The sequence below is a fragment of the Plantibacter sp. H53 genome (assembly GCF_001650455.1).
Lineage (GTDB): Bacteria > Actinomycetota > Actinomycetes > Actinomycetales > Microbacteriaceae > Plantibacter > Plantibacter flavus_A.
The window spans coordinates 13,708-31,842 of sequence record NZ_LWCT01000007.1; the positions used below are offsets into that span (position 1 = coordinate 13,708).

The window sequence follows — 18,135 nt, forward strand, 5'->3', positions numbered from 1 at the left end:
ACGATTGGACAAGCCTGCTGTGCACGTGTGTATGGTGTGCCTGATGGAAGGAGCCTCGTGGCAGGCAAGAAACTCGTGATCGTAGAGTCACCGACCAAGATGAAGTCGATCGCCGGATATCTCGGTGACGACTACGAGGTGCTGTCCTCGGTCGGTCACATCCGCGACCTCATCGAGCCGAAGAACCTTCCCGCCGAGCTCAAGAAGGGCTCGCTCGGCAAGTTCTCGGTCGACGTCGACAACGGCTTCGAGCCGTACTACGTCGTCTCCGACGCGAAGAAGAAGACCGTCGCGGACCTCAAGCGCGCACTCAAGAACGCTGACGAACTCCTCCTCGCGACTGATGAGGACCGCGAAGGCGAAGCCATCGCGTGGCACCTCCTGCAGGTCCTGCAGCCCAAGGTCCCCGTCAGTCGCATGGTCTTCCACGAGATCACCAAGGACGCCATCCTCGCCGCGAAGGACAAGACGCGGCCCCTCGACACCGACCTCGTCGACGCCCAGGAGACCCGCCGGATCCTCGACCGTCTCTACGGGTACGAGATCTCACCCGTGCTCTGGCGCAAGGTCGGCCCCGGACTGAGCGCCGGACGCGTGCAGTCCGCCGCCACCCGACTCGTCGTCGACCGGGAGCGCGAGCGCCTCGCCTTCCGCGCCGCCTCCTACTGGGACGTCATCGCCCGCTTCCTCCCCGAAGCCGGCGCCACCGGAGCGCCCTTCACCGCACGGCTCGTTCGGCTCGACGGCGACCGCGTCGCCACCGGCCGCGACTTCGACGACCTCGGACAGCTCAAGGGCAGTGCCGTCCCGCTCGACGAACAGCGGGCCACGGCGCTCGCCGCAGCACTCGAGCAATCGAAGGCGACCGTCCTCTCCGTCGAGTCCAAGCCGTACTCCCGCCGTCCGGCGGCTCCCTTCACGACCTCCACGCTCCAGCAGGAGGCCGGTCGCAAGCTCCGGTTCTCCGCTCGCCAGACGATGAGTGTCGCGCAGTCGTTGTACGAGAACGGCTACATCACGTACATGCGTACCGACTCGCCGTCGTTGAGCAAGCAGGCGATCGACGCGGCTCGGAAGCAGGCTGCTGCGCTCTACGGCGCCGAGACGGTGCCCGACAAGCCGCGCCTCTACAGCGGCAAGAGCAAGAACGCGCAGGAGGCGCACGAGGCGATCCGTCCCTCGGGCGACACGTTCCGCACGCCGTCCTCGCTCGCATCGACCCTCCGCGGCAACGACTTCAAGCTGTACGACCTGATCTGGAAGCGCACCGTCGCAAGCCAGATGGCCGACGCGAAGGGCTCGACCGCGACGATCACGCTCGAGTCGAAGACCGACGTGGGCCGCGCCGAGTTCACCGCGTCCGGCACCGTCATCACCTTCCGCGGCTTCCTCGCCGCCTACGAAGAAGGCCAGGACGAGGACCGCAACTCGCAGGACGACGCGTCCGAGGCGAAGTTGCCGCCCCTCACCGAAGGCCAGCAGCTCGGCATCGAGGACCCGGAGGCGAAGGGGCACGAGACCTCGCCGCCCCCGCGCTACACCGAGGCCAGCCTGGTGAAGCGACTCGAGGAGCTCGGCATCGGCCGACCGTCCACCTTCGCATCGATCATCTCCACGATCATCGACCGCGGCTACGTGACGCAGCGCGGCCAGGCGCTCATCCCCAGCTGGGTGGCGTTCAGCGTCGTCCGTCTCCTGGAGGAGTACTTCGAGGAGCTCGTCGAGTACGACTTCACCGCTGAGATGGAGAACGACCTCGACCGGATCGCCGGCGGCTCGGTCGACCGCGTCGACTGGCTCAAGGGCTTCTACTTCGGCGACGACTCGGGTCGCGGCCTGCGTCAGGTCATCGACAACCTCGGCGACATCGACGCCCGCCGCATCAACTCGATCGTCATCGACGACGGGGTCACGCTCCGCATCGGCAAGTACGGCCCGTACCTCGAGGTCACGCCCGACGGTCCGCCGCCGGCCGAGGGAGAGGAAGCCCCGACACCGCGTCGAGTCAACCTGCCCGAGGACCTCGCGCCCGATGAACTGACGCCCGCGAAGGCGCACGAGCTCATCGACGCACCCGTCGTCGGCGATCGCGTCATCGGCGTGAACCCGACGACCGGTAAGGAGATCGTCGCGAAGGACGGACGCTTCGGCCCGTACATCACCGAGGTCGACCCGGAGCCCGAGGCGGAGCTCTCCGTCGACACGGCGACCGGCGAGGTGACCGAGCTCGCAGCGGGTGCCAAGAAGAAGGCTCCCGCCAAGAAGAAGGCGGCGGCCGAGAAGCCGCGCACCGCATCGCTCTTCAAGTCGATGGACCTCGCGACCATCGACCTGGAGACCGCGCTCAAGCTCCTCGACCTGCCGCGTGTCGTCGGCGCCGACCCCGAGTCGGGCGAGGAGATCCTCGCGCAGAACGGTCGCTACGGTCCCTACCTCAAGAAGGGGACCGACACCCGGTCGCTCACCTCCGAGGACGACATCTTCGCGGTCGACCTCGCCGGTGCCGTCGAGCTGTTCGCCCAGCCCAAGTACGGAGCCAGGAAGGCGTCGAGCGCCCTCAAGGAGTTCGAGGCCGACCCCGAGAGCGGGAAGCCGATCAAGATCAAGGACGGCCGCTTCGGCGCGTACGTGACGGACGGCGTGACCAACGCGACGATCCCTCGCGGCGAGCAGGTCGAGGACGTCGACTTCGAGCGAGCGGTCCAGCTCCTGGCGGACAAGCGTGCGAAGGGCCCGGCGAAGCCGAAGGCCGGTCGCAAGGCTCCCGCGAAGAAGGCACCCGCGAAGAAGGCTCCGGCCAAGAAGACCGCCGCCGCGAAGACGGGGACCGCCAAGGCGACGGCCACGAAGTCCGCGACGGCCACGTCGACCGCCCGTTCGGAAGCGGCGAAGAAGGCTGCCGCGACGCGCGCCGCGAACAAGGCGGCTGCGGCGAAGGCCGACGCCGTCACGTGAGCGAGGGAGGACGCCCTCGGGGCCTGTTCATCACCCTCGAGGGCGGCGACGGCGTCGGGAAGTCGACGCAAGCGCGACTCCTGAGCGACTGGTTCGAGCAGCAGGGGCGGACGGTCGTCCGGACCCGCGAGCCGGGCGGGAGTGAGCTCGGTGTCGAGATCCGCGAGATCGTGTTGCATCACCGAGGCGACATCAGCCCACGTGCCGAGGCCCTGCTCTACGCGGCGGACCGCGCACACCACATCACCACCGTCGTGCGCCCAGCTCTCGCGAGGGGCGAGGTCGTCCTGCAGGACCGGTACCTGGACTCGTCGGTCGCCTATCAGGGCAGCGGACGCGTGCTCGACGCCCAGCAGATCCGCGACATCTCGCTCTGGGCCGCCGAGGACCTCCTGCCCGACGTGACCGTCTTGCTCGACTTGGACGTCGCCGTCGCCCGCGGCCGTCTCGACAACGCCAACAAGCGGTTCGACCGGCTCGAGGCCGAGGCGCAGGACTTCCACACCCGGGTGCGGGAGTCGTTCCTCGCCCTCGCGGCCGCGGAGCCCGAGCGGTTCCTCGTCGTCGACGCCGCGCTCCCGCCCGAGCGACTGGCAGCCGACATCCAGGCCCGCATCGCGCCGCTCCTCTGAGCGCACACCTTCCCGGTCCCTGAGCCCGCGCCCTTCCGGTCCCGGAGCGCGCGCCCTTCCGGTCTTCGTGCGCATGCCCTTCCGGTCCCTGAGCCTGTCGAAGGGCGAGCGTGAAGGGTCGGCACTTCGACAAGCTCAATGACCGGTGGAGCAGCTCAGTGACCGGTGGAGCAGCTCAGTGACCGGTGGGTCGGCTCGGTGACCGGCACTGACCCCGCCGGCTCACGTCGGTACCGCCCGGTATCGTAGTCGCATGGCTTCCTGGACCGACTTGACGGGTCAACGCGACGCGATCGAGCTCCTCCAGTCGGCGTCGGACCCGATCACGCCCAAGGGCCTCACCCACGCCTGGCTCATCACCGGGCCGCCCGGTTCCGGCCGGTCGACCCTCGCCTACGCCTTCGCCGCCGCGCTCCTCAGCCGCGAGCCCGGGGGCGACGACGTCACCCGTCGTCAGGTGGAGGCGCGCACCCACCCCGACCTCTCCGCGCTGAGCACCGATCGCGTGATCATCACGATCGACGAGGTCCGCGACCTCGTCCGGAACGCCTACCGCGCGCCGTCCGTCGGTCGCTTCCGCGTCATGGTCGTCGAGGACGCCGACCGCATGACCGAGCGCACCTCCAACCTGCTGCTGAAGTCGCTCGAGGAACCGCCGAGTAGCACGATCTGGGTGCTGTGCGCGCCGAGCGAGGCCGACCTGTTGCCCACCATCCGGTCGCGCGTCCGCTCGGTCCGCCTCGGCGTCCCCACCATCGACGACGTCGCCGAGCTGCTGGAACGGCGGGACGGCGTGGCGCCCGAGCTCGCCGAACGCGCCGCCCGCGAGGCGCAGAGCCACGTCGGCATGGCCCACCGCCTCGCGACCGACCCCGGCGCGCGGCAGCGCCGTGAGTCCACGCTCCGTGCCGTGCTCGACATCCGGAGCGCCGGCCAGGCGGTCGTCACCGCTGGCCGCCTCCTCGAGCTGGCGGGCGACGATGCGAAGGCGTACACCTCGCTGCGCGACGAGGCCGAGCGGGAGAGCACCCTGCGCTCGCTCGGCGTCGAGCCCGGTCAATCGGTCCCGCCGGCCCTCCGCTCGCAGGTGCGGGCGATGGAGGAGGACCAGAAGCGGCGCGCCACCCGCAGCCTGCGCGACGGCCTCGACCGGATCATGGTCGACCTGCTCTCGCTGTACCGCGACATCGTGCTCCTGCAGCTGGGGCACGACGCCACGATCATCAACCGTGAATTGCGTCCGGAACTCGAGGAAGCCGCTCGCCGGACGACGCCTGCGGTTACGATCGAAACCTTGGAGGCGATCTCCGTCGCCCGCACACGAATCGAAGGGAACGTCGCCCCGGCGCTGGCCTTGGAGGCCATGCTCGTGTCGGCGGTCCGGTAGGGAGCCTCTGTGACTTCGCCCAGGCAGCAGCCGTCGGACTCGACGGGATCGACCGGTGCGCCCCGTCGCAGGGGTCCCGGTGCGCGCCGTACGGCGCGGGTCGCCCTGGTGGCCGGTCTCGCGGTCGCGGCGCTCACCCTGAGCGGGTGCGTAACCGCCTTCCTGCCGCCGAAGGCCGCCGAGCCGACGACGTCGTCCTCCTCGCCGGCGACGAGCGACGTCGACGCCGAGCTGAAGCCCTTCTACGAGCAGAAACTCGACTGGAAGACCAGCGGCTGTGCCGACGGCTTCGAGTGCGCCACGGCGAAGGCGCCCATCGACTGGGACAACCCCTCCGACGGCGAACTCTCCCTGGCGCTCGTGCGGCACCAGGCCACGAACGGCAAGCCGATCGGCTCGCTCTTCATGAACCCCGGCGGCCCGGGTGGTTCCGGTTACAGCCTCGTCGCCGACAGCCTCGATTTCGCGGTCGACAAGGACCTCCAGGAGAACTTCGACGTCGTCGGCTTCGACCCCCGCGGTGTCGGGAAGTCGACGCCGGTGAAATGTCTGACCGACTCGGAGATGGACGCCTACCTGTACGACGTCACGCCGGGGAAGCGCGGTTCCGACGAGTGGATCGCCGCGAACGAGAAGGCCGCGAAGGACTTCGGCGACGCGTGTGCGGAGGAGACGGGCAAGATGCTCGAGTTCGTCGACACGCAGAGCGCCGCGAAGGACCTCGACATGCTGCGCGCCGCCGTCGGCGACAAGCAGCTCTACTACCTCGGGTACTCGTACGGCACGTTCCTCGGAGCGACGTACGCGGAGCTCTTCCCGAAGAACGTCGGGCGCCTCGTGCTCGACGGCGCGATCGACCCGTCGACGTCGAACTTCGAGGTCGTCAAGGAGCAGGCCAAGGGCTTCGAGAGTGCTCTGCGCGCCTACCTCGAGGACTGCATGACGGGCAAGGACTGCCCGTTCAAGGGCTCCGTCGACAGCGCGATGACCGAGATCAAGACGCTCCTCGACGAGGTCGACGCGAACCCGATCCCCGGCGACGACGGACGTGAGCTGGGCGGCAACACGCTGCTCACGGCGATCATCTACCCGCTGTACCAGGCCGATGCCTGGCCGTACCTCAGCCAGATGTTCGACGAGGTCATGCAGGGCGGGACCGACATCGCCTTCCAGTTCGCCGACGGCTACAACGGTCGCAACGAGTCCGGCAAGTACGCCGACAACCAGACCGAGGCCTTCAACGCGATCAACTGCCTCGACTACAGCTACGACGACGACAAGACGAAGATGGCCGACGAGGCGAAGCAGCTGGAGGAGGCGGCTCCCGTGATCGGCGAGTACATGGCCTACGGCGACACGTTCTGCGCCAACTGGCCGTACCAGACGCGGACCGAGCGTGGGGAGATCCACGCGAAGGGTGCTGCGCCGATCCTCGTCGTCGGGACGACGAACGACCCGGCCACGCCGTACGTCTGGGCGCAGAACCTCGCGGAGCAGCTCGACAAGGGTCAGCTGATCACCTACAAGGGTGAGGGTCACACCGGCTACAACAAGGGCAGCGACTGCGTGAACCAGGCAGTCGACCAGTACCTCATCGACGGCACGGTGCCGTCGAAGGACCCGATGTGCAGTTGACGGCGGGATCCTGATGACCATGACGGCGCCGGCTGAACTCGGGCTCCGCGAGCGGAAGCGGCTCGCGACGCGTCGGGCGATCCAGCACGCGGTGCTGACGCTTGCGAGTGAGCAGGGGCTCGAGAACGTGACGGTCGAGGAGGTGAGTCGTCGGGCGGAGGTCTCGCCGCGGACCTTCTTCAACTACTTCGGGACGAAGGAGGAAGCGCTGATCGGCGACATCCCGCTGATCCCTGACGGCGACGCCCTGCACGCCTTCCTGACCGCGGGGCCTGCCACCGACGTGCTCACCGATCTGGGGGAGCTCCTGGCCAGGACTGTCGGTGACGCCGACGAGGACGTCGAGATCCACCATCTCCGCAAGGACGTGCTGCGCGACCACCCGCACCTGCTGGGTGCGCGGATCGCGAGCATGCGCGGCTTCGAGGAGGGCCTCTACAAGGTCGTCGAGCGCCGGGTGTTGAACGACGACCCGACGCTCGCGGAGGACGCCGAGGCGCTGTTCGACCGCTGCTGGATGGTGACGATGGTGGGCTTCGCCGGCCTGCGCCACGCGTGGCGTTGCTGGGCCGATGCGCCGACGCCAGGGTCCCTCGCCGAGCGGATCCGTCGTTCTTTCGCCGAGCTGTACACGACGGTCCAAAAGCTGCGCTAACATGGATACTCGTGCGCCGGGCGACCAGCGCACGCGCCGCCCTAGCTCAGTCGGCAGAGCATCTCACTCGTAATGAGAAGGTCAAGGGTTCGATTCCCTTGGGCGGCTCCATCAGCTTCACCCGGCCGTTGCCCTGGATCACCCAGGTCAGCGGCTGTTCTGGTTTTCGGGGCGCTTCCTCGTCCGCCGCCGAATCCGGTGCGGAGACAGCCGTAGGATGAGCTGATGGGTGCACTCGCCAGAGCCACGAACGCACAGATCGATGCCGTCAGCAAAGCCTTCGCATTGGTGTCATGGCCGCTGGGTCGCGACGATTTCAAGGCGCTTGCGGAGCGTCTCGGGTGGCAGCTCAAACTGGAGACGTCGAGCGGTGTCCAGCACCGTTCCGGGTATCCCGTGAACCTGCCGACCGTTCGTTCGCTCGTCGCAGATGAAGCGATCGCCCAGGTCGTGATCGCGGTCTCCGACAAGAGCGACGACCCCGGCGCGCTGCGGAGTGCCGCTCAGGAGTTGCAGTCGGCGCTGAGCGGGCACCTTGGTCAGTCCTCCGGCTCCCAGGCCGGCGACCCGTACTGGGAACTGGCGAGCGGCGGCAGGATCTGGCTCAAGACGGTTCCCAAGAAGGTGCTCCTCGTCGTCGAGGGGCAGCGGTTCGCGGACGTGGAGCGGAGCGAGGAGCGGCTGCGCATCGATCCCGGCCGCACGCCGGGCGCTGACGACGACACTGACTGATCGCGTTTGGTCGACTGCGGCGTCATGACGACCCGGCCGCCGGCCTGATGAACACGCTCGCGATCGCGGTGAGAAGGATGAGCGCCGCGGCGATGACGAGGCTGAGTTGCAGCCCGGCGACGAAGCCCGTCGAGCCCGTGAGGAGCGCGCCGAAGACTGCGATGGCGACCGCACCGCCGAGTTGGCGGAAGGTGTTGAACACCGCACTTGCGGTGCCGGCACGCGATGCCGGCACGCTCGCGAGGACCACGGAGGTCACCGGCGGCATCGCCACGGAACCTCCCGCGGCGGTGAAGCAAGCGAACAGGCCCACCCAGATCGGCGACCCCAGGTTCGCGGTGGCGACGGTGCCGACGAGCCCGACCACCATGAGGAGCAACCCCGACACGATCGGGACGCGCACCCCGAACCGGTTGGCGACGGTGCCACTGACGATGTTGCCGACGACGGCGAAGAGGGCCGACGGGAGGAACACGAGTCCCGCGAGTAGCGGAGGCAGTCGGAGCTGCTGCTGCAGGAACAGACTCAGGACGAACACCGTCCCGAAGTTGCTCACCATGAACGCGAATCCGACGGCGAGGGCGATGCGCATACCGCTCGATCGGAACAGATCCAACGGCATCATCGGGTGCGCGCCCCTGGCCTGGATGACGAGGAAGCCGACGATACCGACCGGCGCGACACCGAGGCTGGCGACCACGACGGGACTGGCGAACCCGTCCGCCCCGCCCTCGATGAGTCCGAACACCAGCGCCGTCGCCGCGATGAGCCAGACGAACTGTCCGGCCCAGTCGAATGGCTCCGGCCGTGAGGGGGATGACGCGACCGTCCGGAGCAGGATGATCATCATGATGCAGACGGGCAGGTTGATCGCGAACACCAGTCGCCAGTCGAGCGTCGTCAACGCGCCACCGAGGACCGGCCCGAGTGCGGTGGCGACCGCGCCGCCGACCGCCCAGACACCCAGGGCGCGAGCGCGCTCGCGACCTCCCGGGAACGCCTCACGGATGAGCGCCATGGACGCCGGCAGCATCAACGCCGCACCAGCGCCCTGCAGGGCTCGAGCGGCGATGAGGACACCGATCGACGGGGCCACCGCACACGCGATCGACGTGACGAGGAAGACGGTGATGCCGACGCCGAACGCCCGCTTCGCGCCGAACCGCTCCGAGAGGTTGCCGGCGAGGAGCAGGAGGGCCGCGAACAGCACGGTGTAGGCGTCGATCACCCACTGCAGCGATGCCGTCGTTCCGCCGAGGTCTCGCGCGATGCTGGTGAGCGCGATGGTGACGATGAGGATGTCGAGGGTGATCAGGAAGAACCCGAGCGCAGCCAGCAGCAGCGTCAGGCGTTGTCGCGGCGTCCGGCCTTCACGGTCGGCGAGGCCATCGTCCGAGGTCGGCGATGACACGCGGTGTGCTGCCCCGTTCCCGTGGTCGATCTGCATCCCTCGATCACACACCACCGGCGGCGAAGCAGGGATACTCCGCCAGGGCACGTCTCACGGCGGCACGTCTCACGGCGGCGCGAGCACGTGAGACGCTGCCCGCCTGCTCGGACTGCCTCCACAAGGCCGAGGATGGGTGTCCTGCGGGAACACCCCAGCACCGGAGGCCGAGTCCTATCGTTGTCGGCATGGACAATCGAGACGAGGTGCGCGAGTTCCTGACGACTCGCAGGGACCGGCTCGCGCCCGAGCAGGTGGAGCTGCCTGGCGGAACGAACCGACGCGTCCCGGGGCTGCGCCGCACCGAGGTCGCGATGCTCGCCGGAGTGAGCGTCGAGTACTACTCGCGTCTCGAGCGCGGGAACCTCTCGGGGGTGTCGGAGGCGGTCCTCGACGCGATCGGCACCGCACTGCGGTTGGACGACGCGGAGCGTTCCCACCTCACGGACCTCGCTCGGGCGGCGAACGAATCGCCGATCAGGGCCCGCCGACGGTCTGCGCCGGCCGGCGTGCGGCCCGGTATGCAACTCGCCCTCGACTCCATCACCGCAGGCCCGGCGTTCGTCCGGAACGGCCGGATGGACGTGCTCGCCGAGAACGCACTCTTCCGCGCGCTGTACGCCGACCTCTACGCGCTCCCGGAGCGCCCGGTGAACCTGGCTCGGTTCGTGTTCCTGCACCGCGACCTCGCGGAGGCGTTCTACCCGAGCTGGTCGACCTCGGCCGACATCAACGTCGCGATCCTCCGCACCGAGGCGGGGCGCAACCCGCACGATCGGGCCATGCAGGACCTGGTGGGTGAGCTGTCCACGCGCAGCGAGGAGTTCCGCGTCCGTTGGGGCGCGCACAACGTCCGCCATCACACGTCCGGCGAGAAGGTGTTCCATCATCCGGTCGTCGGCGAGCTCCGCATGATCTACGAGGCGATGGAGCCGATGGACCAGCCCGGCCTGAACTTCTTGATCTACAGCGCCGAACCCGGCTCACCGAGCGAAGAGTCACTCAAACTCCTCGCCAGCTGGGCGGCCACCTCCGAACACCCCTCGCCCCAACACTGAAGCAAGGAGCACCAAGCATGGAGTACACCCGCCTCGGAGCGACCGGACTCCGCGTCAGCCGCCTCGCGCTCGGCTGCATGACCTACGGCGATCCGAACCGCGGACTCCACCGTTGGACCCTGGACGAAGCGGCGTCAGCGCCGTTCTTCCGGCAGGCGGTCGAGCTGGGGATCACGTTCTGGGACACCGCGAACGTCTACCAACAGGGCAGCGGCGAGCAGTACGTCGGACGCGCGATCACGCGGTTCAGCCGCCGTGAGGACATCGTCCTCGCGACGAAGGTCTCGGGGACGATGCATGACGGGCCCGGGGGATCGGGACTCTCCCGAACGGCCATCCTCGAACAGGTCGACGCCTCGTTGCGACGACTCGGGACCGACCACATCGACGTGTATTACGTCCACCGCTTCGACGAGGAGACCCCGGTCGAGGAGACGATGCAAGCGCTCGACGACATCGTCCGCGCGGGGAAGGTGCGCTACCTCGGCGCCTCCTCCATGTACGCCTGGCAGTTCGCGAAGCTGCAGACGGCCGCAGCGGTCCACGGGCTGACACCCTTCGTCGCGATGGAGAACCAGTACAACCTGCTGAAACGCGAAGAGGAACGGGAGATGATCCCGATGTGTGCGGACACCGGCGTCGGCCTCACGCCGTACTCGCCGAACGGTAAAGGACGGCTCGCCCGTCCGCGCGGTGCAGCCACGGACCGCTCGAACATCGATGAGGTGGCGAAGGCGTTCGACACGGACGCCGACGGCCCGATCATCGACGCCGTCGAGGAGATCGCGGTCGAGCGAGGCATCCCGATGGCGCAGGTCGCACTGGCCTGGGTCCTGCGGAACCCGACGGTCGCAGCTCCCATCATCGGTGCCACCAAACCGGCACACCTCACGGATGCCGCCGCCGCACTGGACGTGCAGCTGACGGACGACGAGGTCGCCAGGCTCGAATCGCCCTACGTGACGCAAGCGCCCTTCTGGTGGTGACCCTTGCTCGACCCGGTTGCCTCGGCGACTGAGACGCCTCGTCGGCGGTGTCAGCCGGCCGAGCGGTTCCGGCGGGCCAGCGGGAGTCGGACGATGAAGGTCGTTCCGGGGTCTCCGGTGGCGAAGGCCTCGATCGTGCCGCGGTGCGCGTGCGCGATGGATCTGGCGATGGTGAGTCCGAGGCCTGAGCCGCGGATCGTCTCCTCGCGCACGTTCCCGGCTCGGTGGAACCGTTCGAAGACCCGGGTGAGTTCGTCCGCCGGGATGCCGATCCCCGTGTCGGTGACGCGGGTGAAGGTCACCGCGTTGTCGAGCATGATCGAGAGCAACTCCCGGAGGCGTGCTCGATCACCGACCAGCTGCAGCGTCGGCACGGCAGCCGTGCGCAGATCCACACCGTCGGGGAGGCCGATCCGTCATCGCTCGTCGGCCGCCTCCAGGACGATGGCACTGAGGTCGACGGGGCTGAGCCTGGATTGGCTCGGGCGACGTGTCGATGCCGAGCGGGGCTGCTCGATGTGGTGAGCCGAGGAACGACCGGAGCCGTCAGCCGCCCCCACGTGCACTCCCTGAACCCGTCCTACGGGCAGGAGACCGGGCCCGAGCTCGGACATCGGGACCGAGGTCGGAGACGAAGGTACAGCTCAGTCGTCGACGCGGGACACCGAGGAGCCAGGGATGAGGTGCGCCTCAAGGTACTTGACCGTTGGGGCCGGGCGTTCGCCGGCCTCGATGTGGTCTGCGATGAGGCGCGCGGCGTGCTTGGCGATCTTGCGGGTCGGTTGCACGATGACCGTCAGTTTCGGGACGAGCGCTTGTGCCAGTTCGCGGCTGTCGAACCCCACCACCGAGATGTCGCGGCCGATGCGGAGACCCGAATCGTTGATCGCGGTGACCGCGCCGAGGGTGAGTTCGTAGTTCGCCGCGAAGAGCCCCGTGGGACGGGGGTATCGTGCGAGCAGTTCCTGGGTGGCTCGGTATCCGGCGTCGACCGTCAGCGGCACGAAGCGTTCGAGCGCCGGGTCGGCCTGGATCCCTTGCGTGAACAGCGCCGTCTCGAAGCCCTCCGTGCGCAGTCGCATCGAGGAGATCGTCGATTCGCCGCCGACGAAGCCGATGCGGCGGTGACCATGGTCGAGCAGGTGGCGCGCCCCGAGCGCGCCCGCCGCGATGTTGTCGAGGAAGACGCCGTCGGCATGCACGTCGTCGATGTGCCAGTCCACCATGACGACCGGGACCTGCGAAGCGGCGGCGCGGAGAGCCGGAACGTCATGTGGCGGTGTCACCGCGATGATCCCGTCGACCATCCGATCCATGAGCAGGTTGACGGAGTCGTCGGCCGGATCAGGGCTGGCTGCCACGATGACGCTGAACCCTCTCGGGCGGAGCGCTTCCTCGACGCCGGCGACAATCGTGAGGTGGAAGTCGTTGTTGATCGCCGGAAGCAGGACGCCGACGGTCCTCGATCGCCGTGAGCGCAACGATCGGGCGTTCTGGTTCGGCCGGAACCCCAGCTCGCGCGCGGCCGTCTGAATGGCGTCCCGGTTGGCTTCGAGGACGTTGCGCCCGTTGTAGTACTTCGAGATCGTCGCGAGCGAGAGGCCCGTGGCCCGCTGAATGTCCTTGTAGGTCGTCACAGCCCAGCCTTTCCTGGTGTCGCCGCTCACCACTCTTGCTCGGGCACCGCCGAGCGAGAGGCGTTTCCGCTCAGCATAGGCCAGCTCGGCCGTCTGTTCGTGCGACCTTTGTTGATCAGCACGAATCGTTTCGACCATGGGCCACGCGGATGTTCTCACGCCTATCGCCCTGATGATACCGCCGTACGAAAGATTTCGAAGTCGACACCTGTGCTTGACTCGTGGATTTCGCTTTCTTAGCATTCACGGAGAACGTAACGTTTCGCCCAAACACTCAAGGAGGAGTTGTATGCAGACACAGACGAACGGTGCCCGGAGGTGGAGGCGCGTGGGCGTCACCACGACCGCCGGGGCCCTGGTGCTCGGGCTCGCCGCATGTTCAGGAGCCGACGGTGGGGCGTCGGGTCTCGACGGCGACACGCTCACCATGTACACCTGGGTCGGTGGGAAGGCCGACAAACAGCAGTGGGCCGACTACATCGCCGGAGGAGTGCACGCCGACCCCTCGATGTCGGTGAGCTTCTCCGGACCGCCGATCGGCGATTACTACACGAAGCTGCCCACGGTGATGCGCAGCAGCAGCGCGCCCTGCCTGGTCACGTTCCAGAACGGGCGGGTGAACCCGTACGTCGAGGGGCTGGAGCCGCTCGACGAACTGGCGAAGGAGAATAAGCTCGATCTGTCGGCCTACAGTTCGGCGATGCTCGAGCAGCTCCGGGTGGACGGTGAGCTCTACGCCCTTCCGTTCAACGCCGGTCCGACCGTGATCCTCTACAACAAGCAGATGTTCAAGGACGCCGGCGTCGCCGAGCCGTCGAACGACTGGACCACCGACGACTTCATCGCCGCGGCCAAGGCCACGACGAAGGACGGCGTCTACGGATTCGCGATCGGCCAGGGGTCCAACCCCATCAGCACGCTGATGGCGGCGGACGGACATCCCTACGCGGACGAGAACGGTCCGCTGCTCGACGACCCGGCCTTCCACGACGCGCTGCAACTGCTCGTCGACCTCGCCACCGTGCACAAGGTCGCGAAGCCGCTCGAGGCGGCCGCCGGCGGAACGTTCCCCGACATCGACGCGTTCAACACCGGCCAGTCCGCAATGGAGATGCAGGGGCTCTGGGATCTGCAGCACGCTCAGGAGTCGCTCGGTAAGGACAACGTGGGCATCGCCGTCATCCCGAGTGCGAACGGGCAGTCGAAGGGCTTCATCGGCGGCTCGGGCTTCGGCATCACGAAGACGTGTGGTGACAAGCAGAAGGCGTTCGAGGCCATCACGGCCATGACCAGCAAGGCGGGTCTCGACGAGGTGACGAAGTCGCAGGCGTCCGTGCCGGCCCGGCTCGACTCGCTCGACGCCTGGTCCGCCAATGTCGGGTCACCGGAGTTCACCGAGGTGATCCGGCAGATGACCGGTGATGCGACGCCGTCTCCGGTGCCCGCGAACCAGTCCCAGCTCGACACCCTGTTGACGCAGTACGAGGTGGAGGCGTTCTCCGGTCAACGCACGGTCGCCGAGGTGCTCGAACAGGTGAAGGCAGGCCTCGCGCAATGACGTTCGTGCGTCTCGACAGCGCGGAGGGTGAGGTCACCGACGGCGCGGTCACCCGACCGGAGCGTCCGAGGGGTCGGCCTCGCCGCCGGCCCCTCGGGGGCCCGCGTTGGGTGGGATGGGTATTCGTCCTCCCAGGGCTCATCGGGCTGGTGGTCTTCATCGTCGTCCCGCAACTGGCGTCGCTGATCCTCGGGTTCTCCGACTCGACCGTGCTCGGTGGGACGGATTTCACTGGCTGGGAGAACTACGCCCGGCTGTTCCGTGATTCGCAGTTCCTCAACAGCGTCCTCGTCACGGCGATCTTCGTGCTCGTCTACGTTCCGGCGAACATCGCGATCTCGTTGGCGATGGCGATGTGGCTGCAGACCCGCATCGCCGGTCGGAACTGGCTGCGCGTGATCTTCCTAATCCCGGCCCTGTCGCCGATGGTGGCGAACGCCGCGGTGTTCCGTCTGCTGTTCCAGCAGGACGGGGCCGTCAACCAGGCGCTCGCAGCCGTCGGGCTTGCGCCGATCCCATGGCTCAGCGACGGCAACTGGGCGCTCGCCGTCGTGATCGGCGTGTCGCTCTGGCAGTCGTTCGGCTACAACATGATCGTGCTCGGAGCCGGGCTCGACTCGATCAGCCCCGATGTCATCGCCGCGTCGCGCATCGACGGCGCCGGTCGGTTCCGGCGCCTGTTCTCGATCACCCTCCCGCTCGTCAGCCCAGCCCTCTTCTTCACCACGGTGTTGACCGTGATCGGCGCGTGGTCGACGTTCGCCCAGGCCTACGTGATCACGGGCGGCGGACCCGGCAACAGCACCATGACGATCATGCTGTACCTCTACCAGACCGCGTTCTCCAACAACCAGCTCGGCTACGCGTCGGCAATCGCGACCGTCCTGTTCGTGATCATCGCGATCTTCACCATGTTCCAACTCTGGGGACAGAAGAAATGGGTGCACTATGACTGATCAGCAGCTCGCGGTACGAGGCGCTCGGCGGCGTCACCGGGGACGCACGCTCGGGTTCGTGGCCAACTCGACGATCGCTTGGCTGTTCGCGCTCGTGTTCTCGTTCCCGCTCATCTGGACGTTCTTCACCGCGTTGAAGCCCGCGAACGAGGTGTTCGGTGCGCGGATCACGTTCATCGGCTCCGAGGTCCTCTGGTCGAACTTCGCGGACGCGTGGGTCGAGGTCGATTTCGGACGGCTGCTCACCAACAGCCTGGTCGTGGCCGCCGTCTCGACCCTGTTGACCCTGATCGTCGCGACCCTGACCGCGTTCGCGTTCGCCCGGCTGCGGTTCCCCGGTCGGAGCGCCGTCTTCGTGCTGTTCATCATCACGCTGACCCTGCCGGCCGAGGTCGCGGTCGTGCCGCTCTTCCTCGGCTTCGACCAGGTCCGGCTCGCCGACACCTGGATCGCGCTCATCCTCCCGGGCCTGTTCGGCGCGTTCGGCGCCTTCCTGCTCCGGCAGTTCATGCTGCAGATCCCAACGGAACTGGAGGAGGCGGCCCGGCTCGACGGTGCCTCGACCTGGCGGATCCTCACCAGCGTCATCGTCCCCCTCGTGCGACCGGCCATCTCGGTACTCGCGATCTTCAGCTTCCTCGGCAGCTGGAACAGCTTCCTGTGGCCGTTGATCATCCTCAACAGCTCCGACAAGTGGACGATCCCCATCGGCATCGCCGGCTTCACGACCCAGACGGGCACGCAATGGGAACTGCTGATGGCGGCATGTGTGATGACGATCGCCCCGGTGGTGGTCGTGGTCGCCGTCGCCCAACGACAACTGGTGGCCGCGATCGGCGCGGGCGCCTTCGGCGGCCGATGAGCCGCGACCACGAATGGAGACCCATGAACCTCGAACCGCTCGACCCCACCTCCCTGCCGGCACCGGTCGACGTCTCGGACAACCGTGTAGCGCTCGCAGCGGTGGATGCCGTCATCGACGCCGGTCCGTACGACGCCACCTGGGATTCGCTGTCGCACTACCGTGCTCCGCAGTGGTACCGCGACGCCAAGTTCGGTGTGTTCCTGCACTGGGGTGCCTTCTCCGTGCCGGCGTTCGGCAACGAGTGGTATTCGCGCACCATGTATCGACGCGGCACCCCCGCCTTCGACCACCATGTGGAGACCTACGGCCCGCACGACCGCTTCGGATACAAGGATTTCCTGCCGCACTTCCGCATGGAGCGCTTCGACCCGCAGGCCTGGGCTGCACTGTTCAAACGCGCCGGCGCGCAGTTCGTGGTGCCCGTCGCCGAACACCACGACGGCTACACGATGTACGACACCGCCCGCTCGCGGTGGAAGGTGACCGAGGTCGGCCCGCAGCGTGACGTGATGGGCGACCTCCTCGAAGCGGTCGACCAGTCGTGGCTGGTCACGGGCGCGTCGAGCCACCGGGCCGAACACTGGTTCTTCATGAACGACGGGACGACGTTCGACTCCGACGTCCGCGACCCCGCCTACAGCGACCTCTACGGACCGGCGATGCGCCAGGAGACGAACCCGACCGAGCGCTTCCTGGAGGACTGGCTCCTGCGCACGGTCGAGATCATCGACTCCTACCGACCGCAGATCCTGTACTTCGACACCGGCATCGAGACTCCGTCGTTCGAGCCCTACCTCCGGAGACTGGCGGCGTACTACTACAACCGGGCGGCCGAGTGGGGACGTGAGGTCGTGATCAACTACAAGTGGGAGTCGTTCGCGCCCGGATCCGCGGTCCTCGACATCGAGCGCGGCACCATGGACGGCATTCGACCGGAGGTGTGGCAGAACGACACCTCGGTGTCCCGGACCTCATGGAGCTGGGTGGAGGGGCACGACTACAAGGACGCCTCCGAGCTCGTCCAGGAACTCGTCGACGTCGTCTCGAAGAACGGGAACCTGCTGCTCAACGTCGGTCCGCGTCCCGACGGGACGATCCCCGAGGAGGAGGTCGCGTTGTTGGAAGCGGTCGGCGACTGGTTGGCCGTGAACGGAGAGGCGATCTACGGTTCACGTCCGTGGGTCGTGTTCGGGGAAGGGCCGACCGCACCCGCCGCCGGCTCGTTCACCGACGCCGCGGCGGCCGTGTACACCGCCGAGGACATCCGATTCACGCGGATGACCGAGGTCGGTCACGAGTACGTCTACGGGATCGGACTCGTCCGTCCGGAGGACGGCCGGATGCGCATCCGCAGTTTCGGCTCGGACTATCGGCTCCTCGACCGGCCGATCGTCGACGTCCGGGTCCTCGGCTCACGGGAACCCGCCGAGTGGACACGCACACGCGAGCATCTCGAGGTCGTGCTGACCGACTCGGAGCTGACGGGTCCGGGTGGCGCCGTGGTGCGGATCGAGCTGGCGCCCGCGGGCCCGGTGCTCCGCACCGACTTCTTCCACGGCCTCAACATCTAGTGGCGGCGCGCCGAGGCGATGGTGCACGGCTGCGGAACGCTCCGGTGGCACCGTCCGGTGA

At 67.8% G+C, this 18,135-nt stretch carries 15 protein-coding genes and 1 tRNA gene; 13 read left to right on the top strand and 3 right to left on the bottom strand.

All coding sequences use genetic code 11. The annotated features are described in order from the left end of the window. Positions 1 to 57: 57 nt before the first annotated feature. From topA to A4X17_RS05495, 7 genes are all read left to right on the top strand, one after another. Entirely contained in the window at positions 58 to 2,955 is a 2,898-nt protein-coding gene (topA, locus tag A4X17_RS05465; protein WP_255376689.1) for a type I DNA topoisomerase, read from the top strand. After that, on the top strand, positions 2,952 to 3,587 hold the full coding sequence (gene tmk / locus A4X17_RS05470; RefSeq protein ID WP_064294661.1) for a dTMP kinase: 636 nt from the start codon (positions 2,952 to 2,954) through the stop codon (positions 3,585 to 3,587). The genes topA and tmk overlap by 4 nt, the downstream gene beginning before the upstream one ends. Before the next feature lie 253 nt (positions 3,588 to 3,840). After that, positions 3,841 to 4,974 carry a DNA polymerase III subunit delta' gene (locus A4X17_RS05475; protein ID WP_064294662.1) on the top strand — a complete coding sequence of 378 codons (1,134 nt, stop codon included), beginning with the start codon at positions 3,841 to 3,843 and terminating at the stop codon, positions 4,972 to 4,974. A gap of 9 nt (positions 4,975 to 4,983) precedes the next feature. Continuing rightward, complete coding sequence (locus A4X17_RS05480) at positions 4,984 to 6,609, top strand: alpha/beta hydrolase (RefSeq protein WP_082915943.1); 1,626 nt, start codon at positions 4,984 to 4,986, stop codon at positions 6,607 to 6,609. Between the two features lie 19 nt (positions 6,610 to 6,628). After that, the gene (locus A4X17_RS05485) at positions 6,629 to 7,264 is read left to right on the top strand and encodes a TetR/AcrR family transcriptional regulator (RefSeq protein WP_175117477.1); all 636 of its coding nucleotides are present in this window, start codon (positions 6,629 to 6,631) and stop codon (positions 7,262 to 7,264) included. A gap of 35 nt (positions 7,265 to 7,299) precedes the next feature. After that, positions 7,300 to 7,375: transfer RNA gene (locus tag A4X17_RS05490), tRNA-Thr, on the top strand. A gap of 114 nt (positions 7,376 to 7,489) precedes the next feature. Continuing rightward, complete coding sequence (locus tag A4X17_RS05495; protein ID WP_064294664.1) at positions 7,490 to 7,996, top strand: DUF6301 family protein; 507 nt, start codon at positions 7,490 to 7,492, stop codon at positions 7,994 to 7,996. A 22-nt stretch (positions 7,997 to 8,018) separates the two neighbouring features. Here the strand turns inward: A4X17_RS05495 and A4X17_RS05500 are convergent, their stop codons facing one another. After that, positions 8,019 to 9,443 carry an MFS transporter gene (locus A4X17_RS05500; RefSeq protein WP_082915944.1) on the bottom strand — a complete coding sequence of 475 codons (1,425 nt, stop codon included), beginning with the start codon at positions 9,441 to 9,443 and terminating at the stop codon, positions 8,019 to 8,021. Between the two features lie 188 nt (positions 9,444 to 9,631). On the opposite strand from A4X17_RS05500, the gene A4X17_RS05505 reads away from it, so the two are divergent. Both A4X17_RS05505 and A4X17_RS05510 read left to right on the top strand, forming a co-directional pair. After that, positions 9,632 to 10,501 carry a helix-turn-helix transcriptional regulator gene (locus A4X17_RS05505; RefSeq protein WP_064294665.1) on the top strand — a complete coding sequence of 290 codons (870 nt, stop codon included), beginning with the start codon at positions 9,632 to 9,634 and terminating at the stop codon, positions 10,499 to 10,501. 17 nt (positions 10,502 to 10,518) lie between these two features. Then, positions 10,519 to 11,487, top strand: coding sequence for an aldo/keto reductase (locus A4X17_RS05510; protein WP_064294666.1), 969 nt, complete (start codon positions 10,519 to 10,521; stop codon positions 11,485 to 11,487). A 50-nt stretch (positions 11,488 to 11,537) separates the two neighbouring features. Here the strand turns inward: A4X17_RS05510 and A4X17_RS05515 are convergent, their stop codons facing one another. Both A4X17_RS05515 and A4X17_RS05520 read right to left on the bottom strand, forming a co-directional pair. After that, on the bottom strand, positions 11,538 to 11,882 hold the full coding sequence (locus A4X17_RS05515) for an ATP-binding protein (protein ID WP_064294667.1): 345 nt from the start codon (positions 11,880 to 11,882) through the stop codon (positions 11,538 to 11,540). Between the two features lie 249 nt (positions 11,883 to 12,131). After that, positions 12,132 to 13,124, bottom strand: a complete 993-nt coding sequence (locus A4X17_RS05520) for a LacI family DNA-binding transcriptional regulator (protein ID WP_064294668.1) — start codon at positions 13,122 to 13,124, stop codon at positions 12,132 to 12,134. Positions 13,125 to 13,413: 289 nt separating this feature from the next. On the opposite strand from A4X17_RS05520, the gene A4X17_RS05525 reads away from it, so the two are divergent. The 4 genes from A4X17_RS05525 (at position 13,414) to A4X17_RS05540 (ending at position 18,074) form a co-directional block, all read left to right on the top strand. Further along, positions 13,414 to 14,682, top strand: a complete 1,269-nt coding sequence (locus A4X17_RS05525; RefSeq protein WP_064294669.1) for an ABC transporter substrate-binding protein — start codon at positions 13,414 to 13,416, stop codon at positions 14,680 to 14,682. A gap of 110 nt (positions 14,683 to 14,792) precedes the next feature. Continuing rightward, positions 14,793 to 15,638, top strand: a complete 846-nt coding sequence (locus A4X17_RS05530) for a carbohydrate ABC transporter permease (protein WP_231884295.1) — start codon at positions 14,793 to 14,795, stop codon at positions 15,636 to 15,638. Next, the gene (locus A4X17_RS05535) at positions 15,631 to 16,500 is read left to right on the top strand and encodes a carbohydrate ABC transporter permease (protein WP_064294671.1); all 870 of its coding nucleotides are present in this window, start codon (positions 15,631 to 15,633) and stop codon (positions 16,498 to 16,500) included. Before A4X17_RS05530 ends, A4X17_RS05535 begins: the two co-directional genes overlap by 8 nt. A 23-nt stretch (positions 16,501 to 16,523) precedes the next feature. Continuing rightward, the gene (locus A4X17_RS05540; RefSeq protein WP_064294672.1) at positions 16,524 to 18,074 is read left to right on the top strand and encodes an alpha-L-fucosidase; all 1,551 of its coding nucleotides are present in this window, start codon (positions 16,524 to 16,526) and stop codon (positions 18,072 to 18,074) included. Positions 18,075 to 18,135 lie beyond the last annotated feature (61 nt).

Coding starts and splice junctions, on each gene's coding strand:
- A4X17_RS05475 (WP_064294662.1), top strand. CDS start 3,841: ATGGCTTCCTGGACCGACTTGACGGGTCAACGCGACGCGATCGAGCTC.
- A4X17_RS05485 (WP_175117477.1), top strand. CDS start 6,629: ATGACGGCGCCGGCTGAACTCGGGCTCCGCGAGCGGAAGCGGCTCGCG.
- A4X17_RS05495 (WP_064294664.1), top strand. CDS start 7,490: ATGGGTGCACTCGCCAGAGCCACGAACGCACAGATCGATGCCGTCAGC.
- A4X17_RS05500 (WP_082915944.1), bottom strand. CDS start 9,443: ATGCAGATCGACCACGGGAACGGGGCAGCACACCGCGTGTCATCGCCG.
- A4X17_RS05505 (WP_064294665.1), top strand. CDS start 9,632: ATGGACAATCGAGACGAGGTGCGCGAGTTCCTGACGACTCGCAGGGAC.
- A4X17_RS05510 (WP_064294666.1), top strand. CDS start 10,519: ATGGAGTACACCCGCCTCGGAGCGACCGGACTCCGCGTCAGCCGCCTC.
- A4X17_RS05525 (WP_064294669.1), top strand. CDS start 13,414: ATGCAGACACAGACGAACGGTGCCCGGAGGTGGAGGCGCGTGGGCGTC.
- A4X17_RS05535 (WP_064294671.1), top strand. CDS start 15,631: ATGACTGATCAGCAGCTCGCGGTACGAGGCGCTCGGCGGCGTCACCGG.
- A4X17_RS05540 (WP_064294672.1), top strand. CDS start 16,524: ATGAACCTCGAACCGCTCGACCCCACCTCCCTGCCGGCACCGGTCGAC.